This is a genomic window from Pseudomonas sp. KCJK9111 (genome assembly GCF_046231935.1).
In the GTDB taxonomy this organism is placed as follows: domain Bacteria; phylum Pseudomonadota; class Gammaproteobacteria; order Pseudomonadales; family Pseudomonadaceae; genus Aquipseudomonas; species Aquipseudomonas parafulva_B.
The window spans coordinates 36,983-56,873 of record NZ_JBJJMO010000002.1 but is presented as its reverse complement, the minus strand read 5'-3'; the positions used below and the strand labels follow the sequence as shown (position 1 = coordinate 56,873).

General features: G+C 61.5%; 16 protein-coding genes. 8 read left to right on the top strand and 8 right to left on the bottom strand.

Annotation, left to right across the window (positions count from 1 at the left end; translation table 11 throughout):
• The first annotated feature begins 98 nt into the window (after positions 1-98).
• Positions 99-1,178, top strand: a complete 1,080-nt coding sequence (locus ACK59L_RS01230; protein ID WP_196134904.1) for a patatin-like phospholipase family protein — start codon at positions 99-101, stop codon at positions 1,176-1,178.
• A gap of 52 nt (positions 1,179-1,230) precedes the next feature.
• Complete coding sequence (gene queD, locus ACK59L_RS01225; RefSeq protein ID WP_196135032.1) at positions 1,231-1,587, top strand: 6-carboxytetrahydropterin synthase QueD; 357 nt, start codon at positions 1,231-1,233, stop codon at positions 1,585-1,587.
• A 113-nt stretch (positions 1,588-1,700) separates the two neighbouring features.
• Here queD and ACK59L_RS01220 read toward each other — a convergent pair whose 3' ends face one another.
• From ACK59L_RS01220 to ACK59L_RS01210, 3 genes are all read right to left on the bottom strand, one after another.
• Positions 1,701-2,939, bottom strand: coding sequence for a hypothetical protein (locus tag ACK59L_RS01220; protein ID WP_409271358.1), 1,239 nt, complete (start codon positions 2,937-2,939; stop codon positions 1,701-1,703).
• Between the two features lie 134 nt (positions 2,940-3,073).
• Entirely contained in the window at positions 3,074-3,691 is a 618-nt protein-coding gene (locus ACK59L_RS01215; protein WP_409271356.1) for a hypothetical protein, read from the bottom strand.
• Between the two features lie 73 nt (positions 3,692-3,764).
• A complete protein-coding gene (locus ACK59L_RS01210; RefSeq protein ID WP_409271534.1) occupies positions 3,765-4,232 on the bottom strand; it encodes a DUF1289 domain-containing protein in 468 nt (155 codons plus the stop codon).
• 404 nt (positions 4,233-4,636) lie between these two features.
• Here ACK59L_RS01210 and acnB point away from each other — a divergent pair, with 404 nt between their 5' ends.
• Complete coding sequence (gene acnB / locus ACK59L_RS01205; RefSeq protein ID WP_058603818.1) at positions 4,637-7,246, top strand: bifunctional aconitate hydratase 2/2-methylisocitrate dehydratase; 2,610 nt, start codon at positions 4,637-4,639, stop codon at positions 7,244-7,246.
• Positions 7,247-7,390: 144 nt separating this feature from the next.
• Here acnB and prpF read toward each other — a convergent pair whose 3' ends face one another.
• From prpF to ACK59L_RS01180, 5 genes are all read right to left on the bottom strand, one after another.
• Positions 7,391-8,581 carry a 2-methylaconitate cis-trans isomerase PrpF gene (gene prpF / locus ACK59L_RS01200; protein WP_409271354.1) on the bottom strand — a complete coding sequence of 397 codons (1,191 nt, stop codon included), beginning with the start codon at positions 8,579-8,581 and terminating at the stop codon, positions 7,391-7,393.
• A 77-nt stretch (positions 8,582-8,658) separates the two neighbouring features.
• Positions 8,659-11,250 carry a Fe/S-dependent 2-methylisocitrate dehydratase AcnD gene (gene acnD / locus ACK59L_RS01195; RefSeq protein WP_409271352.1) on the bottom strand — a complete coding sequence of 864 codons (2,592 nt, stop codon included), beginning with the start codon at positions 11,248-11,250 and terminating at the stop codon, positions 8,659-8,661.
• A 105-nt stretch (positions 11,251-11,355) separates the two neighbouring features.
• Positions 11,356-12,483, bottom strand: a complete 1,128-nt coding sequence (prpC, locus tag ACK59L_RS01190; RefSeq protein WP_409271350.1) for a 2-methylcitrate synthase — start codon at positions 12,481-12,483, stop codon at positions 11,356-11,358.
• Between the two features lie 95 nt (positions 12,484-12,578).
• The gene (gene prpB / locus ACK59L_RS01185) at positions 12,579-13,469 is read right to left on the bottom strand and encodes a methylisocitrate lyase (protein WP_409271348.1); all 891 of its coding nucleotides are present in this window, start codon (positions 13,467-13,469) and stop codon (positions 12,579-12,581) included.
• Positions 13,466-14,182: a GntR family transcriptional regulator gene (locus tag ACK59L_RS01180; RefSeq protein ID WP_409271346.1), complete on the bottom strand. Its 717-nt coding sequence runs from the start codon at positions 14,180-14,182 to the stop codon at positions 13,466-13,468. Before ACK59L_RS01180 ends, prpB begins: the two co-directional genes overlap by 4 nt.
• 294 nt (positions 14,183-14,476) lie before the next feature.
• Here ACK59L_RS01180 and ACK59L_RS01175 point away from each other — a divergent pair, with 294 nt between their 5' ends.
• From ACK59L_RS01175 to ACK59L_RS01155, 5 genes are all read left to right on the top strand, one after another.
• On the top strand, positions 14,477-15,013 hold the full coding sequence (locus tag ACK59L_RS01175; RefSeq protein ID WP_058603812.1) for an ATP-dependent zinc protease: 537 nt from the start codon (positions 14,477-14,479) through the stop codon (positions 15,011-15,013).
• A gap of 5 nt (positions 15,014-15,018) precedes the next feature.
• A complete protein-coding gene (locus ACK59L_RS01170) occupies positions 15,019-16,554 on the top strand; it encodes an inactive transglutaminase family protein (RefSeq protein WP_144964262.1) in 1,536 nt (511 codons plus the stop codon).
• Positions 16,554-17,534, top strand: a complete 981-nt coding sequence (locus tag ACK59L_RS01165) for an alpha-L-glutamate ligase-like protein (protein WP_023536214.1) — start codon at positions 16,554-16,556, stop codon at positions 17,532-17,534. The genes ACK59L_RS01170 and ACK59L_RS01165 overlap by 1 nt, the downstream gene beginning before the upstream one ends.
• A 121-nt stretch (positions 17,535-17,655) precedes the next feature.
• Positions 17,656-18,999 carry an aminodeoxychorismate synthase component I gene (gene pabB / locus ACK59L_RS01160; RefSeq protein WP_409271343.1) on the top strand — a complete coding sequence of 448 codons (1,344 nt, stop codon included), beginning with the start codon at positions 17,656-17,658 and terminating at the stop codon, positions 18,997-18,999.
• Between the two features lie 121 nt (positions 19,000-19,120).
• Positions 19,121-19,855 (top strand): phosphoadenylyl-sulfate reductase, encoded by a 735-nt coding sequence (locus ACK59L_RS01155; RefSeq protein ID WP_167340391.1) that lies wholly within the window; start codon positions 19,121-19,123, stop codon positions 19,853-19,855.
• The last annotated feature ends 36 nt before the right edge of the window (positions 19,856-19,891 follow it).

Here is a 19,891-nt window from a genome sequence, read left to right as displayed (position 1 = left end):
AGCTGGCCGCATGATAGCGTAGCCGGCAGGTCAACAGGGCACGTCTCGAACGGCTGCATCACTCTATAATGCGGAGCCCGTCGCCGCAGAGGTCCGCCATGAGCGCTATACATGTCAAGTACCCCGCCCTTACCCTGAAGGCTGGCCAACGCGCCTTGAGCCAAATTAGAGAGCGCGGGCTGCAGGCGGCCGACGTCGGCGTGCTCCCGGGCGCAGCAGGTGGGCCAAAGCCGCTGGGCATTCAGGGCCTGGACCTGGCGCTGTTCGGTCAGTTCCTGCCATCGGCCCCTCGCCAGCGCGCACTGATTGGCGCATCGATTGGCGCCTGGCGCTTCGCAAGCGCCTGCCTTGACGACCCGGTTGCCGGGTTGCGGCGGCTGGGAGTGCTCTACACCGAGCAGGATTTTGCAAAAGGCGTTACCTCAGCCCAGATAACACGCAGTTGCCAGCGCATGCTCGACGAGCTGTTGCAGGGTCGCGACGGCCAGGTGCTGGCGAGCCCGGCGTACCGGTTGAATATCCTGGTCGTCAAAAGCCATGGCCAGCTCGCTCACGATCATCGCGGCCGACTGGGTATGGGCCTTGGTTCGGTGATCGCCAGTAACCTGTTGGGCAGATCTCGCCTGGCGCGACATTTCGAGCGGGTCATTCTGCACGACAGCCGCAGCCTGCCACCGCTTGATGCCCTGACGGATTTCCCGACGCGCTGCCTGCCGCTGGACCTGGCAAACCTGCGCCATGCCCTGCTTGCCTCGGGATCGATCCCCATGGTCATGGAGGGGGTACGGGACATCCCAGGGGCCGGGACCGGCATGTACCGCGATGGCGGGCTGCTGGACTATCACCTGGATCTGCCCTACGGCGGCGATGACCTGGTGGTTTACCCGCACTTCACAGACAAGGTCGTCCCTGGCTGGTTCGACAAGGCCCTGCCGTGGCGCAAGGGCGATGCCAAGCGCCTGCAGAACGTACTGCTGCTAGCACCCTCGCCGGCCTACCTGGCAACCCTGCCCCACGGGAAGCTGCCCGACCGAAACGACTTCAAGCGCTTCATGGGCGATGCACCGGCGCGCAAGCACTACTGGTACAAGGCCATCGATGAAAGCCAACGCCTGGGCGACGAGTTTCTGGAGTTGGTCGCCACCGGGCGGCTCCATGAACGACTGCAAGCCTTGTGAGGGGCATGCTGGTAAACTGCGCGCATTACTGATTCAGACAGAGTTTGACTGCGTGGAAATCTTTAAAGAATTTACGTTCGAATCCGCCCACCGCCTTCCCCATGTGCCCGAAGGCCATAAATGCGGGCGTCTGCATGGGCACTCGTTCAAGGTCGGCCTCCATTTGAAGGGTCCGCTAGACTCGCACACTGGCTGGATTCGCGACTTCGCCGAGATCAAGGCCGTGTTCAAGCCCATTTACGAGCAGCTCGATCATAACTATCTTAACGACATTCCTGGCCTGGAAAACCCCACCAGCGAAGTCATCGCCAAATGGATTTGGGATCAAGTCAAACCGTTGCTGCCAGAGTTGTCCAAGGTGCGTATTCACGAAACTTGCACCAGTGGCTGCGAATACAGCGGCGACTAAGACCAAAGGCAGGTTTTCAAGCGCTGACGCCTACGTCCACGGCGCCTTGCCCAGCCTGGTTCCGCCGCGCAGTTGCACCGCGGCGAACCTGCGTATGGCAACGCGTCACCCGATCAGAACCGGGCAGCCGTCTCAAGCACATGAATTATTAGCGAACCCTGCTGCCCCTGGCTGCCCGCGATCAACCGACGACGGTGATGGGGCAAATGCAACGTCACAGGTCCGCTATTGACGTGCTGCAACTGCACATTGTCGACAGGTGTCCCTTCTTCCAGGGTGGTGGGATCGAGCCCCTCGAGCTTCCAGAGAAAGTCTGGGAGTGCTCGCATGCTGGTCCAGCGCTTGGCCAGGCTTGTCGTCCAACCGCTTTGTTCTCTAAGGGTAAAGTCAAGTCGCCTGCCGTGACTGTCGAGCGGCCACAGCTCGTAGACATGGCTCTGTCCATCACCGTAGGCGGCAAACCAGAAGCGGTCGCATGCCATGCGCCATTCGCCGGTGTGCCAGCGATCCTTGAAGAAACCGGTAGTCTCAACGGTTAACCCGGCCCTGGGAGACCATTCGCGGCCTTCATCGAACCTTGCCGTGACCAAGTCTTGTTCTGTTGATTCACCTTCAGGCCGCCACCAGGCACGTCCAATGAAACTGTATTGAGGCTGGAATGTGTACCGGGCACCAGCACTTTCCTGGCCTGCACCCCACGCCCACTCGCGGGCCTGATGCCCGTAGTCGAGGATCTCCAGCGCTATCCGGCCAGGTTGGCCGCTGACCGTATTGATCAGCGATGCGCCGCCTTCTTGATAGCGCCTTACGCGATGCCCTTGAGCATTTTTCAAAATCAGATTGCACAGTCGCGCACCGCGCTTGATGTCGGCGTAGTCCATTGCTTCCACGGACCATAGATGGTTGGGATTGGCAAGCCGCGGCTGCCCAGCGTTCGGCTCATTCGCGCGTTTGACCGCCACATAGCCCGACAATGAGGTGGGATTGTTGTAAAGGATTCGGTTCAGCGGTCGCCAGTCTCTGTCATAAGGCCGAATCTCGTAGCACAGCCTCGCCCCATCCTCCCCTGAAGCAGCAATGTAGGCACCGAACCAGAACAGCTCGCCGTACTGGTGACCGTCCCTGGTATAGTCCACTGGCGACAGTCGCAGTGGCCCTTGCCCCTCTGGTTCGGCCCGCCAGTAGTTGTACCAATGATCGTTGTGGATACTTGCTCCGTCGACGTGAAGCCACATAGGGGCGAGCTTGTCCTGGCAGTCCCACCATTGATCCGGGTGAATCAGCTCTTCGGTCAACTGCCACCAGCAGCGGGCTAGAAACGAGAATTCAGGGTGATAAATGTAGTCGGTCATGATGGCTCACTCTTGAGTCGGAATGTAAGCCAAACGCTAAGCAACGCCGGCCGCGCGTTGCAGAAGGAAGCGTTCTACATCAAGCCAGTCGAATTGATCGACACGTGTTGACCTAACTCGCCCCGACCGTGAGGTTATTCCAACGGCCTGCGATGAGGAGGTACAGGGCGGCCGACCACCTCGAGACTGAGCGCCCCCCGCCGCCCCTGGTGGGTGGCCAGATAGGGGCGGCCAAACTGCTTGTAACGCCTGACCGCTGCCCCGGCAGGGTCAAAAAGCAGCAGATTGCTCTCACGTTGCCCGACCTTCAGGTGTCTAGGATCGAGTCCTTCGATGCTCCAAAGCGGCGCGTTCTCGGTACCTGCTGCCTGGGGACTACCGGACATGCCTATAAAGCCGAAGTCCTTGGACATGACATACTCGAGCCTTGGCCACAGATCAACGGTGGACTTGTAGTAGGCCGGCCTGATTTCGTAACTGAACAGGTCATGGATTTGGTAGACGCCAAACCACAGGACAGGGCACAAGATGCCGACGTCCCTGAAAGGCGGGCTGGGTGACGGTTCCAGAGCGCCTTCAGGCTCTGTCCGCATCCAGCCATCATCGCCGTCACCACTTTCGAAACGCACCCACAGCGGGGCCAGATGCTCCAGGGCCGTGTCCCACGCTCCATCGGCAATGCGGGCCCCGTCTATCTGCCACCAGCAGCGTGCGTGAAAGCACAGATCGGACTTGAAAGTATAGCTGTCCATCGAGATGCTCCATTAAGTCGTCGGAAGCACCACGCTAGTGGCCAGCCAGGCAGTGAAATAGAGGGAAAGGTGACTACTCCAACGCGCTCTTGAGAAACGATGGCGCGATGTAGCGCTGGTAATGCGCCTCTGACAACAAAAAGAACTCACGATCAATCGCATCGCGCAGTTGTGGTAGTTCCCAGTCGCGGAACTCGGGCAGCAATGCCATGCCGTAGGCCTCCAGGTCCCGAATCATGCGCGCGCCCCTGGCGATGAGCTGGTAGGCCCAGCAGTACTCGGACTGCTGCTCGACATACCGTATGGCACGTTGTTCCAGTTGCTGGCGCAACAAGCCTTTGTCGAACACCTCGAGCTTGGCCATCATCACCTGAACCAGCAGTTGCTCCAGGCGTAACCAGACCGCGCGTTTTTGCGCATCGTCATAGCCATTCCAGTGGATGACCTCATGGTGGAAGCGCTTGCACCCTCGGCATACCGTGTCTCCGTAAACCGTGGAACACAGGCCGACGCAGGGCGTTTTGATGGACTTGTTGGACATGAAATACAACGGCTTGAAGGTGGAGTACGCGGCCATGTTAGCCCTTTGTCTAACCAGGGTCACCCGTTAAAGTCATCATCGCCGCCTTACCTTCCAGCGTTTTTTACCGTAGAATCATCCGGCCTTTTCGAAGGCAACAATGTCCGTTGGAAGCTGTTTTCAAAGCGTCACGAGCACAGTTGATCCGGCAGAACGACGTTGGTCCGGGCCTGCATCCCCGCAGGCCCGAGCCAGCCCTCATCAGATGCTCGTTCTGCAGGCGTAAAACTTTGAAAGCAGCTTCCGCAAGGATTCCTTGCGACCCTGGCCAGGCGGCCCAAGAAGCCATGACGGCGCATGGGTGCAAGGAATGCTGGATGAGCGTCCCGGACCCCTTAAAGGGGCCACTGATGAGGGAAATAACTGTGCTTGAAGCCTACCGCAAACACATCGAAGAGCGCGCCGCTCTGGGTATCGTGCCCCAGCCGCTGAACGCCGAACAAACTGCAGGCCTGGTCGAGTTGCTGAAAAACCCGCCGGCCGGCGAAGAAGCCTTCCTCGTAGACCTGCTCACCAACCGCGTACCGCCTGGGGTCGATGAGGCCGCCTATGTCAAGGCTGCCTTCCTTTCGGCCGTCGCCAAGGGCGAAGCCACCTCGCCGCTGATCGATCGCAAGCACGCCACCGAACTGCTGGGCACCATGCAGGGCGGCTACAACATCGAGACGCTGGTCGCGCTGCTGGATGACGCCGAGCTGGGCGCCGTCGCGGCCGAGCAGCTCAAGCACACCCTGCTGATGTTCGATGCCTTCCACGACGTGGCTGAAAAAGCCAAGGCCGGCAATGCTCATGCCAAGGCCGTGCTGGAATCCTGGGCTGCCGGCGAGTGGTTCACCTCGCGCCCGGCTATCGCCGACAAATACACCCTGACCGTGTTCAAGGTGCCTGGCGAAACCAACACCGACGACCTGTCCCCTGCCCCGGATGCCTGGTCGCGCCCTGACATCCCGCTGCACGCCCTGGCCATGCTGAAAATGGCCCGCGACGGTATCGAGCCGCAGCAGCCGGGCTCAGTAGGCCCGCTGGCTCAGATCGAAGCGGTCAGGGCCAAGGGTTTCCCAGTCGCCTACGTAGGTGACGTGGTAGGTACCGGTTCTTCGCGCAAATCCGCCACCAACTCGGTGCTGTGGTTCTTCGGCGACGATATCCCGTACGTGCCCAACAAGCGTGCCGGCGGTTTCTGCTTCGGCACCAAGATTGCACCGATCTTCTACAACACCATGGAAGACGCCGGCGCCCTGCCGATCGAATTCGATTGCACCGACCTGGCCATGGGCGACGTGATCGACGTCTACCCGTTCAAAGGTGAAGTACGCCGTCACGAAAGCAATGAGCTGGTCACCACGTTCGCGCTCAAGACCGAAGTGCTGCTCGACGAAGTGCGTGCTGGTGGCCGTATCCCACTGATCGTCGGCCGTGGCCTGACCGAAAAAGCCCGTGCCGAGCTCGGCCAGGGCCCATCGGACCTGTTCAAGAAGCAAGAGCAGCCTGCCGACACCGGCAAAGGGTTCACCCTGGCGCAGAAGATGGTCGGCCGCGCGTGTGGCCTGCCGGAAGGCCAAGGCGTACGTCCAGGCGCCTATTGCGAGCCGAAGATGACCACCGTGGGCTCCCAGGACACCACTGGCCCCATGACCCGTGACGAGCTCAAGGACCTGGCCTGCCTGGGCTTCTCCGCTGACCTCGTGATGCAGTCGTTCTGCCACACCGCGGCCTATCCGAAGCCCATCGACGTTACCACCCACCACACCCTGCCAGACTTCATCCGCACCCGTGGCGGCGTGTCGTTGCGCCCAGGGGACGGCATCATCCACAGCTGGCTGAACCGCATGCTGATGCCCGATACCGTGGGTACCGGTGGCGACTCGCACACCCGCTTCCCGATCGGCATTTCTTTCCCTGCAGGCTCTGGCCTGGTAGCCTTCGCGGCCGCCACCGGCGTGATGCCACTGGACATGCCAGAGTCGATCCTGGTGCGCTTCAAAGGCAAGCTGCAACCTGGTATCACCCTGCGTGACCTGGTGCATGCCATCCCTTACTACGCCATCCAGCAGGGCCTGCTGACCGTCGAGAAGAAGGGCAAGAAAAACGCCTTCTCCGGTCGCATCCTTGAAATCGAAGGCCTGGACGAGCTGACCGTCGAGCAGGCCTTCGAGCTCTCGGACGCTTCGGCTGAACGCTCCGCCGCCGGTTGCACCATCAAGCTGCCGGAAAAAGCCATTGCCGAGTACCTCAAGTCCAACATCACCCTGCTGCGCTGGATGATCGGCGAAGGCTACGGCGATGCACGCACCCTGGAGCGTCGCGCCCAGGCCATGGAAGCCTGGCTGGCCAACCCAGAACTGCTGTCCGCCGACGCCGATGCCGAATACGCCGAAATCATCGAAATCGACCTGGCCGACGTCAAGGAGCCTGTGCTCTGCGCCCCGAACGACCCGGACGATGCTCGCCTGCTGTCCTCGGTACAGGGTGAGAAGATCGACGAAGTGTTCATCGGTTCGTGCATGACCAACATTGGTCACTTCCGCGCCGCTGGCAAGCTGCTGGAAAAGGTCAAGGGTGGTATTCCGACCCGTCTGTGGCTGGCTCCGCCGACCAAGATGGATGCTCATCAGCTGACCGAAGAAGGCTACTACGGCATCTACGGCAAAGCCGGTGCGCGGATGGAAATGCCAGGCTGCTCCCTGTGCATGGGTAACCAGGCGCGGGTGCAGACCGGTTCGACCGTGGTGTCGACCTCGACCCGTAACTTCCCGAACCGCCTGGGCGATGCCACCAACGTGTACCTGGCATCGGCCGAGCTGGCTGCGGTGGCTTCGATCATCGGCAAGCTGCCGACCGTCGAAGAGTACATGCAGTACGCCAAGGACATCGACAGCATGTCTGCCGACGTCTACCGCTACCTGAGCTTCGACCAGATCGCCGAGTTCCGCGAAGCGGCCGCTAACGCCAAGATCCCAGTGGTCCAGGCGTAAGCCAGGCAGCCATCCACTGGCTGCATGAAAAAAGCCCCGGCAGTGATGCCGGGGCTTTTTTTCATTCAGAACAGTCAGGCACCGACTAAATCACGCCCAGACGCCTTCTTGCACGTGACGGGCCGGCGATGGCGGGCACGCCTGTCAGAAACTATCGCCAGGAACGCGCACCCAGCCCTCCATCAACACACGCGCGCTGCGACTCATGATGGCCTTGGTCACCGACCACTGCCCATCGATCAGGCACGCCTGCGCACCTACCCGCAAGGTGCCCGATGGATGCCCGAAGCGTACAGCGCTGCGCTCACCGCCGCCTGCAGCAAGGTTCACCAGTGTCCCCGGGATGGCCGCAGCCGTACCGATCGCGACGGCGGCAGTGCCCATCATCGCGTGATGCAGCTTGCCCATGGACAAGGCGCGCACCAGCAAGTCGATATCTTCTGCCCCCACCTGCTTGCCACTTGAGGCGAGATAAGCCTGTGCCGGCGCCACGAATGCCACCTTGGGGGTATGCTGGCGTGCGGCAGCCTGCCCTACATGTTCGATCAGCCCCATGCGCAGCGCACCATGGGCCCGTATCGCCTCGAACCGCTCAAGGGCAGCCGGATCCCCATTGATGGCATCCTGCAATTCGATGCCGCTGTAACCAAGATCGGCTGCATTGAGAAACACCGTTGGGATACCGGCATTGATCAACGTCGCCTTGAAGGTGCCAACCCCCGGCACTTCCAGCTCGTCGATCAGGTTGCCGGTAGGAAACATCGCCCCATCTTCCCCATCATCGTCGGCGGCCGGATCAAGAAACTCCAGCTGCACTTCGGCGGCAGGGAACGTGACGCCATCAAGCTCAAAGTCGCCGGTCTCCTGCACCTGACCGTCGCTCATCGGCACATGAGCAACGATAGTCTTGCCGATGTTGGCCTGCCAGATACGCACCGTGGCGACACCGGTGTCGGGTACCTGCGCGGGTTCTATCAGGCCGCTGCCGATGGCGAACGCACCCACTGCTGCGGAAAGGTTGCCGCAGTTGCCGCTCCAGTCTACGAAAGGCTTGTCGATACTGACCTGGCCGAACAAGTAGTCCACATCATGATCAGGGCGCTTACTGGGGGACAGGATCACGACCTTGCTGGTGCTGGACGTCGCACCGCCCATGCCGTCGATCTGCTTGCCATAGGGGTCGGGGCTGCCGATTACCCGCAGCAGCAAGGCATCGCGTGCCGGGCCGGGCGTTTGCGCCTGCGCCGGGAGGTCCTGCAAGCGGAAGAACACGCCTTTGCTGGTGCCGCCACGCATGTAAGTAGCCGGAATCTTGATTTGAGGTGCATGTGCCATGGATTGAAGCCTCTTGGATTGGCCCGGTGGTCCGAGCCAGTGCGGGCGACTGGGGGCCGCAAGGCGGCCACGTTGCGTTAAACGGTCGCTTCGAGGAAGTCCTGGGCAAAGCGTTGCAACACCCCGCCCGCTTCGTAGATCGACACCTCTTCGGCTGTATCCAGGCGACAGGTCACCGGCACGTCAAAACGCTCTCCTGTGCGGCGGGTCACCGCCAGGGTCAGGGTAGCGCGGGGAGTACGGATGCCTATCACGTCATAGGTTTCGCTGCCGTCCAGGCCCAGCACCTTACGGTCGGTCCCCGGCATGAATTCGAGGGGCAAGACGCCCATGCCCACCAGGTTCGTGCGGTGGATGCGCTCGAACCCCTCGGCGACGATGGCCTCCACGCCCGCCAGACGAACCCCTTTGGCAGCCCAGTCGCGTGAAGAGCCCTGACCGTAATCGGCACCGGCCACGATGATCAGCGGCTGCTTGCGCTGCATGTAGGTTTCGATCGCTTCCCACATGCGCATGACCCGGCCTTCGGGCTCAAGGCGTGCCAGCGAACCCTGCCTTACGCTGCCATCTTCATTGCGCACCATCTCGTTGAACAGCTTGGGGTTGGCGAAAGTGGCGCGCTGAGCCGTGAGGTGATCCCCACGGTGGGTGGCATAGGAGTTGAAGTCTTCTTCAGGCAAGCCCATTTTGGCCAGGTACTCCCCCGCCGCGCTGTCGAGCATGATGGCATTGGAGGGCGACAGGTGATCGGTGGTGATGTTGTCCGGCAGCAACGCCAGCGGGCGCATGCCACGCAAGGTGCGTTCTCCCGCCAGGGCGCCTTCCCAGTAGGGCGGGCGACGGATGTAGGTGCTCATGGGGCGCCAGTCGTACAGCGGCGCTACCTTCGGTCCACGGTCTTGCTCGACGGCGAACATGGGGATGTAGACCTTGCGGAACTGTTCGGGCTTGACCGCAGCGCGGACCATCGCATCGATTTCTTCATCGCTGGGCCAGATGTCCTTGAGGCGAATTTCACGGCCATCCGATGCCACGCCCAGCACATCTTTCTCGATATCGAAACGGATCGTACCCGCGATGGCATAGGCCACAACCAAGGGCGGGGACGCCAGAAATGCCTGTTTGGCATACGGGTGAATACGGCCATCGAAGTTTCGGTTACCCGACAACACCGCGGTGGTATACAGGTCCCGATCGATGATTTCCTGCTGGATGGCCGGGTCGAGGGCGCCGGACATACCGTTGCAGGTGGTGCAGGCGAAGGCGACGATGCCGAAGCCCAACGCTTGGAGCTCCGCCTCCAGGCCCGCCTCTTCCAGGTACAGCTGCACTGCCCTTGAACCAGGGGCGAGGGATGACTTGACCCAAGGCTTGCGCGTTAGCCCCAGCCTATTGGCATTGCGCGCCAGCAACCCGGCAGCGATCACGTTGCGCGGGTTACTGGTGTTGGTGCAACTGGTGATGGCTGCGATGATCACCGCCCCGTCCGGCATCTGACCGGGTACCTGCTCCCAGGCACCTGCAATCCCCTTGGCGGCCAGCTCGCTGGTGGCCACCCGGGCATGGGGGTTTGAGGGGCCCGCCATGGTGCGCACCACGCTGGCCAGATCGAAGTCCAGCGTGCGGTCGTAGACCACCTCGGTAAAGCTGTCAGCCCACAGACCCGCGGTCTTGGCGTAGGTCTCTACCAGTGCGACCTGCTGTTCCTCGCGGCCTGTCAGGCGCAGGTAGTCGATGGTTTGCTGATCGATGGCGAACATGGCCGCAGTGGCGCCATATTCAGGGGCCATGTTGGAGATGGTAGCGCGGTCGCCGAGCGTCAGGGCACGGGCGCCTTCCCCATGGAACTCGAGGTAGGCGCCGACCACCTTCTGCTTGCGCAAAAATTCGGTCAGGGCCAATACCAGGTCGGTTGCCGTCAGGTTGGGCGCCAGTTTACCAGTGAGCTGGACGCCGATGATTTCCGGCAGGCGCATCCAGGAGGCCCGCCCGAGCATGACGTTCTCGGCCTCAAGCCCGCCCACGCCGATGGCGATGACGCCCAAGGCGTCCACATGCGGGGTGTGGCTGTCGGTGCCGACACAGGTGTCCGGGTAGGCCACGCCGTCATCGCTGTGTACCACGGGCGACATCTTCTCCAGGTTGATCTGGTGCATGATGCCGTTGCCAGGCGGGATGACATCGACATTCTTGAACGCTTTCTTGGTCCAGTTGATGAAATGGAAACGGTCTTCGTTGCGGCGATCCTCGATGGCCCTGTTGCGTTCGAACGCCTGGGGGTCATAGCCGCCACACTCGACGGCCAGTGAGTGATCGACGATTAGCTGAACTGGCACCACCGGGTTGACCTGGGCAGGGTCACCGCCCTTCTCGGCGATGGCATCGCGCAAGCCGGCCAGGTCGACCAGCGCGGTCTGACCCAGGATGTCATGGCAGACGACCCGGGCCGGATACCAGGGGAAATCGAGGTCGCGCTTGCGCTCTATCAGCTGGGCCAACGACGCCTGGAGCGTGCCGGGGCTGCAGCGGCGCACCAGGTTCTCGGCCAGCACACGCGAGGTGTAGGGCAAGCCCTGGTAGGCGCCGGGCTTGATGGCCTCGACGGCAGCGCGGGCGTCGAAGTAATCCAGGTCAGTGCCTGGCAAGGCTTTGCGGTAGGCAGTATTCATATCGTTATCAGGCTCGGTCACAGATGGCGTTCAAGGGTGCGCGTGCGGGCAGACATGCTGGGCCACCCCGCGAGGCCAACAAGGCCTGCGCGGGGTGAGCGCCCATCAGCGCTGCTCGATCGGCACGAACTGACGCTGTTCGACGCCGATGTATTCGGCACTCGGACGGATGATGCGATTGTTCTCACGCTGCTCGAACACGTGCGCTGCCCAGCCGGTAAGCCGCGAGCAGACGAAGATCGGGGTGAACAGCTTGGTCGGTATGCCCATGAAGTGATACGCCGAGGCATGGTAGAAATCGGCGTTGGGGAATAAGCGCTTTTGCTCCCACATGGTCTTGTCGATGGCTTCGGACACCGGGTACAGCACCGTGTCGCCCACCTCATCGGCAAGGCGCTTGGACCACCCTTTGATCACCTCGTTACGCGGGTCGGACTCTTTGTAGATGGCATGACCAAAGCCCATGATCTTGTCTTTGCGCTCGAGCATGTGCAGCAATTCGGTCGTCGCTTGTTGCGGGCTCTGGAAGCGCTCGATCAGCTCCATGGCCGCCTCGTTGGCGCCGCCGTGCAACGGGCCGCGCAGCGAGCCGATGGCGGCGGTGACGCAGGAGTACAGGTCGGACAAGGTCGAGGCACACACGCGGGCGGTGAACGTGGAGGCGTTGAACTCGTGCTCGGCGTAGAGAATGAGCGATACGTTCATCACCTTCACATGCAGCTCACTGGGCTGCTTGCCATGGAGTAACTGCAGGAAGTGGCCGCCCAAGGTGTCCTGGTCACTGACACAGTCGATGCGCACCCCGTGATGGCTGAAGCGGTACCAATAACACATGATCGCCGGGAAGAGGGCCAGGAGCCGGTCGGTCTTGTCGCGCTGGGCATCGAAGGTCAGCTCGGGCTCCAGGGTTCCGAGCACGGAGCAGCCTGTGCGCATCACGTCCATCGGGTGAGCGTCGCGCGGGATGCGCTCCAGTACTTCTTTCAACGCCTGGGGCAGGTCGCGCAGGCCCTTGAGCTTGTGCTTGTAGTCGGCAAGCTCGGCCTGGCAGGGCAGCTCGCCATACAACAACAGGTAAGCCACCTCCTCGAATTCGGCGTGGGCAGCCAGGTCGCGGACGTCATACCCGCGATAGGTCAGCCCTGCGCCGGCCTGACCGACCGTCGACAGGGCCGTCTGACCGGCAACCTGACCGCGTAGGCCTGCGCCGCTGAGTACTTTTGCTTCGGCCATGGTGCTTCTCCTTTCTTGAACTTGTTATGGAATGCAGGCTGGCTAACCCTTATCTACCCCTGAACCAGGGCACTGCAGCGCGCGCAGTGGGCAGGTCAGCCTTTTTTCTGGGCAAACAATGCATCGAGACTTTGCTCGAAAGCGTGATAGCCAATGGCGTCGTAAAGCTCCATGCGTGTCTGCATGGTATCGATCACGTTCTTCTGCGTGCCATCGCGGCGCAGGGCGGCGTAGACGTTCTCGGCAGCCTTGTTCATGGCGCGGAACGCCGACAGTGGATACAGCACCAGCGACACATCGACCGAGCCCAGCTCTTCGGTGGTGTACAAAGGCGTGGCACCGAACTCGGTGATGTTAGCCAGGATGGGGGCCCTGACCCGGTCGGCGAACGTCTTGTACATCGCAAGTTCGGTGATGGCTTCGGGGAAAATCATGTCCGCGCCGGCCTCGACACAGGCGGCCGCCCGATCCAACGCCGCGTTGAGCCCCTCGACCGCCAGCGCATCGGTACGGGCCATGATCACGAAGCTGTCATCAAGGCGGGCATCGACCGCCGCCTTGATGCGATCGACCATCTCCTGCTGGGTGACAATTTCCTTGTTCGGACGGTGGCCACAACGCTTGGCGCCCACCTGATCCTCGATATGAATGGCGGCGGCGCCGAACTTGCTCATGGCGCGCACGGTGCGGGCAACGTTGAAGGCCGAAGCACCGAACCCGGTGTCCACGTCCACCAGCAGTGGCAGGTCGCACACATCAGTGATGCGCCTGACATCGGTCAGCACGTCGTCCAGGCCACTGATGCCCAGGTCAGGTAAACCCAGGGAGCCGGCTGCCACACCGCCGCCGGACAGGTAGATGGCCTTGAAACCGGCACGCTTGGCCAGCAAGGCGTGGTTGGCATTGATGGTGCCGACCACTTGCAGCGGGCGCTCGGCGGCCACTGCGTCGCGAAAACGTTGGCCTGGGGTACTCTGGACGGTCATTGTTCACCTCGTGTGCTGTGGGTGTGGTCGCCTTGGTAATGGCGCTCGATGTTGCGTTTGGACGCAGCGATGTGACGACGCATCAACAGCTCGGCCAACTCGCCGTCACCCTCGGCGATGGCGTCCAGGATGCGGTGGTGCTCGGCGAAGGCCTGACGCGGCCGATTGGGCGTAGCCGAGAACTGGATACGGTACATGCGCACCAGTTGGTACAGTTCGCCGCAGAGCATCTTGACCAAGGTCTGGTTACCGCTGCCCTGAATGATGCGATAGTGAAAATCGTAGTCACCTTCCTGCTGGTAGTAGCCCACGCCCGCCTGGAAGGCAGCATCGCGCTCATGGGTTTCCAGCACCTGGCGTAGCTCGTCGATGTCGGCTCGGCCCATGCGCTGGGCCGCCAGGCGGCAGGCCATGCCTTCGAGCGACTCGCGGATCTCATAGAGCTCGATGAGTTCGGCGTGACTCAGTGAAACCACCCGTGCGCCCACATGGGGCACACGAACCAGCAGGCGCTGGCCCTCGAGGCGGTGAATGGCCTCACGCAGCGGGCCTCGGCTGATGCCATAGGTGCGGGCAAGCTCCGGCTCGGAAATCTTGCTCCCTGGGGCTATGTCACCCCGTACAATGGCCGCCTGAATCCGCCTGAAGACATGCTCGGACAGGGTTTCCGTTTCCTCGTTGCCAGTAGAGCTACCCGTGGAGAGCGCCTGCATATTGTTGACACCTTTCACAAAACATGGCGTTAAATCTAACGCCACGTCTCGTAACAGTCAAAGCCTTAAACTACATTGTCAACAATTAACCCAACAAGAAACTACCCCCCGATCAAACTGTCAGATCGCCCACCGCTGGCGTCAATACGTCGGCGTGATAGAATGCCGCGCCTTCGATGGAGTATGGATAGCCCGTCTGCCCCGCCCGCATGGTGCCGGCAGATCAACGAGGAAGCTTGTGCAGCCGTTGCCAGTCGCCTTACCCCGAACTTTGCACAATACCGCGCCAGGACTATGAAACTGACACCCTTTGCTTTGCTGATTAGCCTCCTCCTGTTGCCGGCCCTGAGCCAGGCAGCCGGCAAGACCGTGTACGGTCTGAACGAATATGCTCGCCTGGGCGACCTTGACCTCGAAGTGGCGGCCAAGCTCGACACAGGGGCCAAGACAGCCTCGCTCAGCGCCCGCGACATCAAGCGTTTCAAGCGCAATGGCGAAAGCTGGGTGCGCTTCTACCTGGCCATCGATGCTGCCCATTCCCACCCCATCGAACGCCCGCTGGCGCGCGTGAGCAAGATCAAGCGCAGGGCGGGCGACTACGACGCCGAATCGGGCAAGGCCTACACCGCACGCCCCGTCATCGAGCTGGACATCTGCATGGGCCAGGCCAGGCGCACCATCGAAGTCAACCTCACCGATCGCAGCGCTTTCCAGTTCCCACTGTTGATCGGCTCGGAGGCTTTGAAGCATTTCGACGCCCTGGTCGACCCAAGCCTTAAATATGCGGCCGGCAAACCTGCCTGTGCCACCGACGCTCCCAAAGCAGAGTAATTCCGATGCGCTCTCTTACCCTCCATCTGAAAGTCCTGATCACCGTTCTGGTGTTGCTGGGCGTAGCGGTCACGGCTTATCAGATCTTCGTACTTGGCATCCCGGTGACCGAGGATGAAACGGACGATCTGTGGAACATCGATGCCAAGATCGAATTTGTGGCCAGCACCAAGGACCCGGTAAAGGTCCAGATGTTCGTGCCGCCCCTGAATCGGGATTACGTGAGCCTCAACGAAAGCTTCATTTCCAACAACTATGGTGTGAGCGTCAACCGCGCCGACGGCAACCGCAAGGTCACCTGGTCCGCGCGGCGCGCCAGCGGCAACCAGACCCTTTATTACCGGCTGGTGCTGACCAAGCGCTACAGCACCGAGAAAGCCAAGGTCAAGGGCCCGACCTTCCGCGACAGCCTCGCCGTAGAAGGCCCCGAGAAGATCGCCGCCGAAGCCTTGATGGCACCGATTCGTCAGCATTCGGCCGATGTCGAGACGTTCGTTGGTGAAACCATCAAGCGCGTCAACAACCTCAACGACGACAACGTCAAGCTGCTGCTGGCAGGCGATACCTCACCGATGAAGAAGGCGCAGGTCATTGACCTGTTGCTGTCCATTGCCCACGTGCCGATGGAGAAGGTGCACACGATCCGCCTGGTGGCCGACACCCCGCAAACCCCGGAACTGTGGTTGCGCAGCTTCAACGGCAATGACTGGCTGTATTTCAACCCCGAGACCGGTGAGCAAGGCCTGCCCAACGACCGGCTATTGTGGTGGACCGGGGATGACAACCTGATCACGGTCGATGGCGGTAAGCGGGCCAACGTCACCTTCAGCATGAACAACAGCGAGATGAACGCCATCCGCCTGGCCAAGCTGACAGACGAGAACACCGACGCTGACTTCCTTGAATACTCCCTGTACGGGCTGCCGCTGCAGACCCAGCAGACCTTCATGATCATGGTCATGATTCCCATCGGCGTGCTGGTGATTCTGGTGCTGCGCAACCTGATCGGCATCCAGACCCTGGGTACCTTCACACCGGTCCTGATCGCCCTGGCCTTCCGCGAAACACAGCTGGGCTTCGGGATCGTGCTGTTCACCGTCATCACCGCGCTGGGGCTATCGCTGCGCTCCTACCTCGAACACCTGAAACTGCAGATGCTGCCCCGCCTTTCGGTGGTGCTGACATTCGTCGTGGTATTAATTGCCGCCATCAGCCTGTTCAGCCACAAACTGGGCCTTGAGCGCGGCTTGTCGGTCGCGCTGTTCCCGATGGTGATCCTGACCATGACCATCGAACGCCTGTCGATCACCTGGGAAGAACGCGGCGGTGGTCATGCCATGAAAGTGGCCATCGGCACCTTGTTCGCCGCCTCTCTCGCGCACCTGCTGATGATGGTACCGGAGCTGGTCTACTTCGTGTTCACCTTCCCGGCCGTGCTGTTGATTCTGGTGGGCTTCATGCTGGCAATGGGTCGCTACCGCGGCTACCGCCTGACCGAACTGGTCCGCTTCAAGGCATTCCTGAAGAAGGCGGACGCCTGATGTTCGGCCTGATCAAGACGTGGAAAGCCCTGGAGGCCCGGGGCATCATGGGTATCAATCGGCGCAATGCAGACTATGTACTCAAGTACAACAAGCGCCACCTGTACCCGATCGTCGACGACAAGATCATCACCAAGGAGCGCGCCCTGGCAGCCGGCATCCATGTGCCGGAAATGTACGGCGTCATCGAGACGGAAAAGCAGATCGAGAAGCTTGACGAGATCATCGGCGGGCGCAGCGACTTCGTGATCAAGCCGGCTCAGGGCGCCGGGGGTGATGGCATCATGGTCATCGCCGACCGTTTCGAAGACCGTTACCGGACAGTGTCCGGCAAGATCATCAGCCATGAGGAAATCGAGCACCAGATTTCCAGCATCCTCACCGGGCTGTACTCGCTCGGCGGCCATCGCGACCGCGCCCTGATCGAGTATCGGGTCACCCCGGACCAGATCTTCAAGAGCATCAGTTATGAAGGCGTACCGGACATCCGCATCATCGTCCTGATGGGCTACCCGGTCATGGCCATGCTGCGCCTGCCCACCCGCCAGTCCGGCGGCAAGGCCAACCTGCACCAAGGCGCCATCGGTGTGGGCGTGGATTTGGCCACAGGCGTGACGCTGCGTGGCACTTGGCTGAACAACATCATCAGCAAGCATCCCGACACCACCAACGCAGTGGACGGCGTGCAGCTGCCGACCTGGGACGGGTTCATGAAGCTGGCCGCCGGCTGCTATGAGCTGTGCGGCCTGGGCTACATTGGCGTGGACATGGTGCTGGACCAGGAAAAAGGCCCACTGATCCTCGAGCTCAACGCTCGCCCAGGGCTGAATATCCAGATCGCCAACGATTGCGGCCTGACGCAACGCACCCATGCGATCGAGGCGCATCTTGAGGCATTGGCCAAAGAGGGTGTGACCGAAGATGCAGAGCAACGCGTGCGCGTTGCCCAAGGCCTGTTCGGCCACAGGCCCGGTCACTAAGGGCCGGGGTTGGCCACCAGCCCCGGCCAGATGAAGATGGCGAATGTCGTCCTGACGCTAGGCGCAATGCCTGCACCGGACTACAATCGCCGTCCTCGCTTTTGAATCGCCGTCCCTACTGATGCCGACCTGCACGTTGCACGCCCTGCCCTACCAGCCTGATCCGGCTGCCTACTTTTCCTGCTTGCGTGATGCTCCGGGCGCCATTTTGCTCGACAGCGCTCGCCCCGGCGCTGAACGGGGGCGCTTCGACCTACTAAGCGCGTGGCCAGTGCAGCAGTTGCAGGTGCTGGCGGACGAAACAGGGCGCGCCTTCCTGCAGCGGTTGCGCGCTGCGCTGGCTCGCTTGGGCGCTGCACATCTACCGCCGGAGAGCGAGCTGCCGTTTGCCGGAGGGTTGATCGGTTACCTGAGCTACGATTTTGGTCGTCGGCTGGAACACTTGCCGACCCAGGCGGTGGACGACCTCGGCCTGCCGGATGCCCAACTGGGCGTGTACGCATGGGCGTTGGTTACCGACCACGCCACCCGTACCAGCCAACTGGTGTTTCATCCAAGCCTGGACCGTGAAGAGCGTGAGCGACTGGTGCGCCTGTTCGAGGGGTGTGAACCTCGGGCCAGCGGGGCTTTCAAGCTGCTCGCCCCAATGACTGGTGACCTTGCGCCCGAGCAGTACCATGCAGCCTTCGAGCAGGTGCAACGCTACATCCAGGCAGGCGACTGCTACCAGATCAACCTGACCCAACGGTTTCGCGCTGCTTGCCAGGGCGATCCCTGGCGAGCTTATCAAGCCCTTCGCCAGGCATGCCCAACGCCCTTCTCCGGGTTCCAGCAATTGGCAGACGGCAGCGCCTTGTTGAGCTTCTCGCCCGAGCGGTTCATTCGGGTCAGTAAGGGTCATGTGGAAACCCGTCCGATCAAGGGCACCCGTGCGCGAGGTCACGATGCGGCCGAGGATGCGCGCAATGCCGAGCAACTGCGGCAAAGCCCCAAGGACCGGTCGGAAAACCTGATGATCGTGGACTTGTTGCGCAATGACCTGGGCCGTACGTGCGAGATTGGCTCCGTCAAAGTGCCTGAGCTGTTCAGCCTGGAAACCTACCCCAACGTGCACCATCTGGTCAGCAGCGTGACAGGCACGCTGGCGGCTGGCAGGGACGCACTGGATCTGATCGGCGACAGCTTTCCTGGCGGCTCGATCACCGGCGCGCCCAAGATCCGCGCGATGCAGATCATCGATGAGCTTGAACCCACTCGCCGAGCGCTTTACTGCGGATCGCTACTGTATGTCGATGTACGCGGCGAAATGGACAGTTCTATCGCCATCCGTAGCCTGTTGATCAAGGACGGCCAGGTCAGTTGCTGGGGCGGGGGCGCCGTGGTGGCGGACTCCGAATGGCAGGCCGAGTACGAGGAGTCGATTGCCAAGGTGCGGGTGCTGATGCAGACCTTGCAGGCGCTTTGAAGGCGGCTTTAACTCGTCGATCGCTGAACGCACTTGGCGCGTCCCGCAATCAGGATGGGTTTTTTGTTACCATTGCCTCACTACGAGCGCCCAGCGCCACAGCCAAGATGGAAACCGCCTGATGAGCCAACCTTTCGATGTCGCTGCCCTGGCAGCGGCCTACGCGAACAAGTCCCCACAGGACATTCTCAAACTCGCCTTCGAGCATTTCGGCGACGATCTGTGGATCTCCTTCAGCGGTGCCGAAGATGTGGTACTCGTGGACATGGCCTGGAAGCTGAACAAACAGGTCAAAGTCTTTAGCCTCGACACCGGGCGCTTGCATCCGGAGACCTATCGCTTCATCGATCAGGTGCGCGAGCAGTACAACCTGCCCATCGAAATCCTCAGCCCCGATCGCAGCAAGCTCGACCCGTTCGTCAAAGACAAAGGCCTGTTCAGCTTCTACCGTGACGGCCACGGCGAGTGCTGCGGCATCCGCAAGATCGAGCCCCTGCGCCGCAAGCTTGCGACCGTCAGTGCCTGGGCCACGGGGCAGCGCCGCGACCAGAGCCCCGGCACGCGCAGCCAGGTCGCAGCCCTGGAGATCGACACCGGTTTCTCCACCCCGGAGCGCACGCTCTACAAGTTCAACCCTCTGGCTCAGATGACCAGCGAAGAAGTCTGGGGCTACATCCGCATGCTGGAGCTGCCCTACAACAGCCTGCATGAGCGCGGTTTCATCAGCATCGGTTGCGAGCCCTGCACGCGCCCTGTGCTACCCAATCAGCACGAGCGCGAAGGCCGCTGGTGGTGGGAAGAGTCGACCCAGAAGGAATGCGGCCTGCACGCCGGCAACCTGATCACCAAGGCCTGAAACGCGGGCGATACCTTTGAAAAGGGCCGCGTGGCG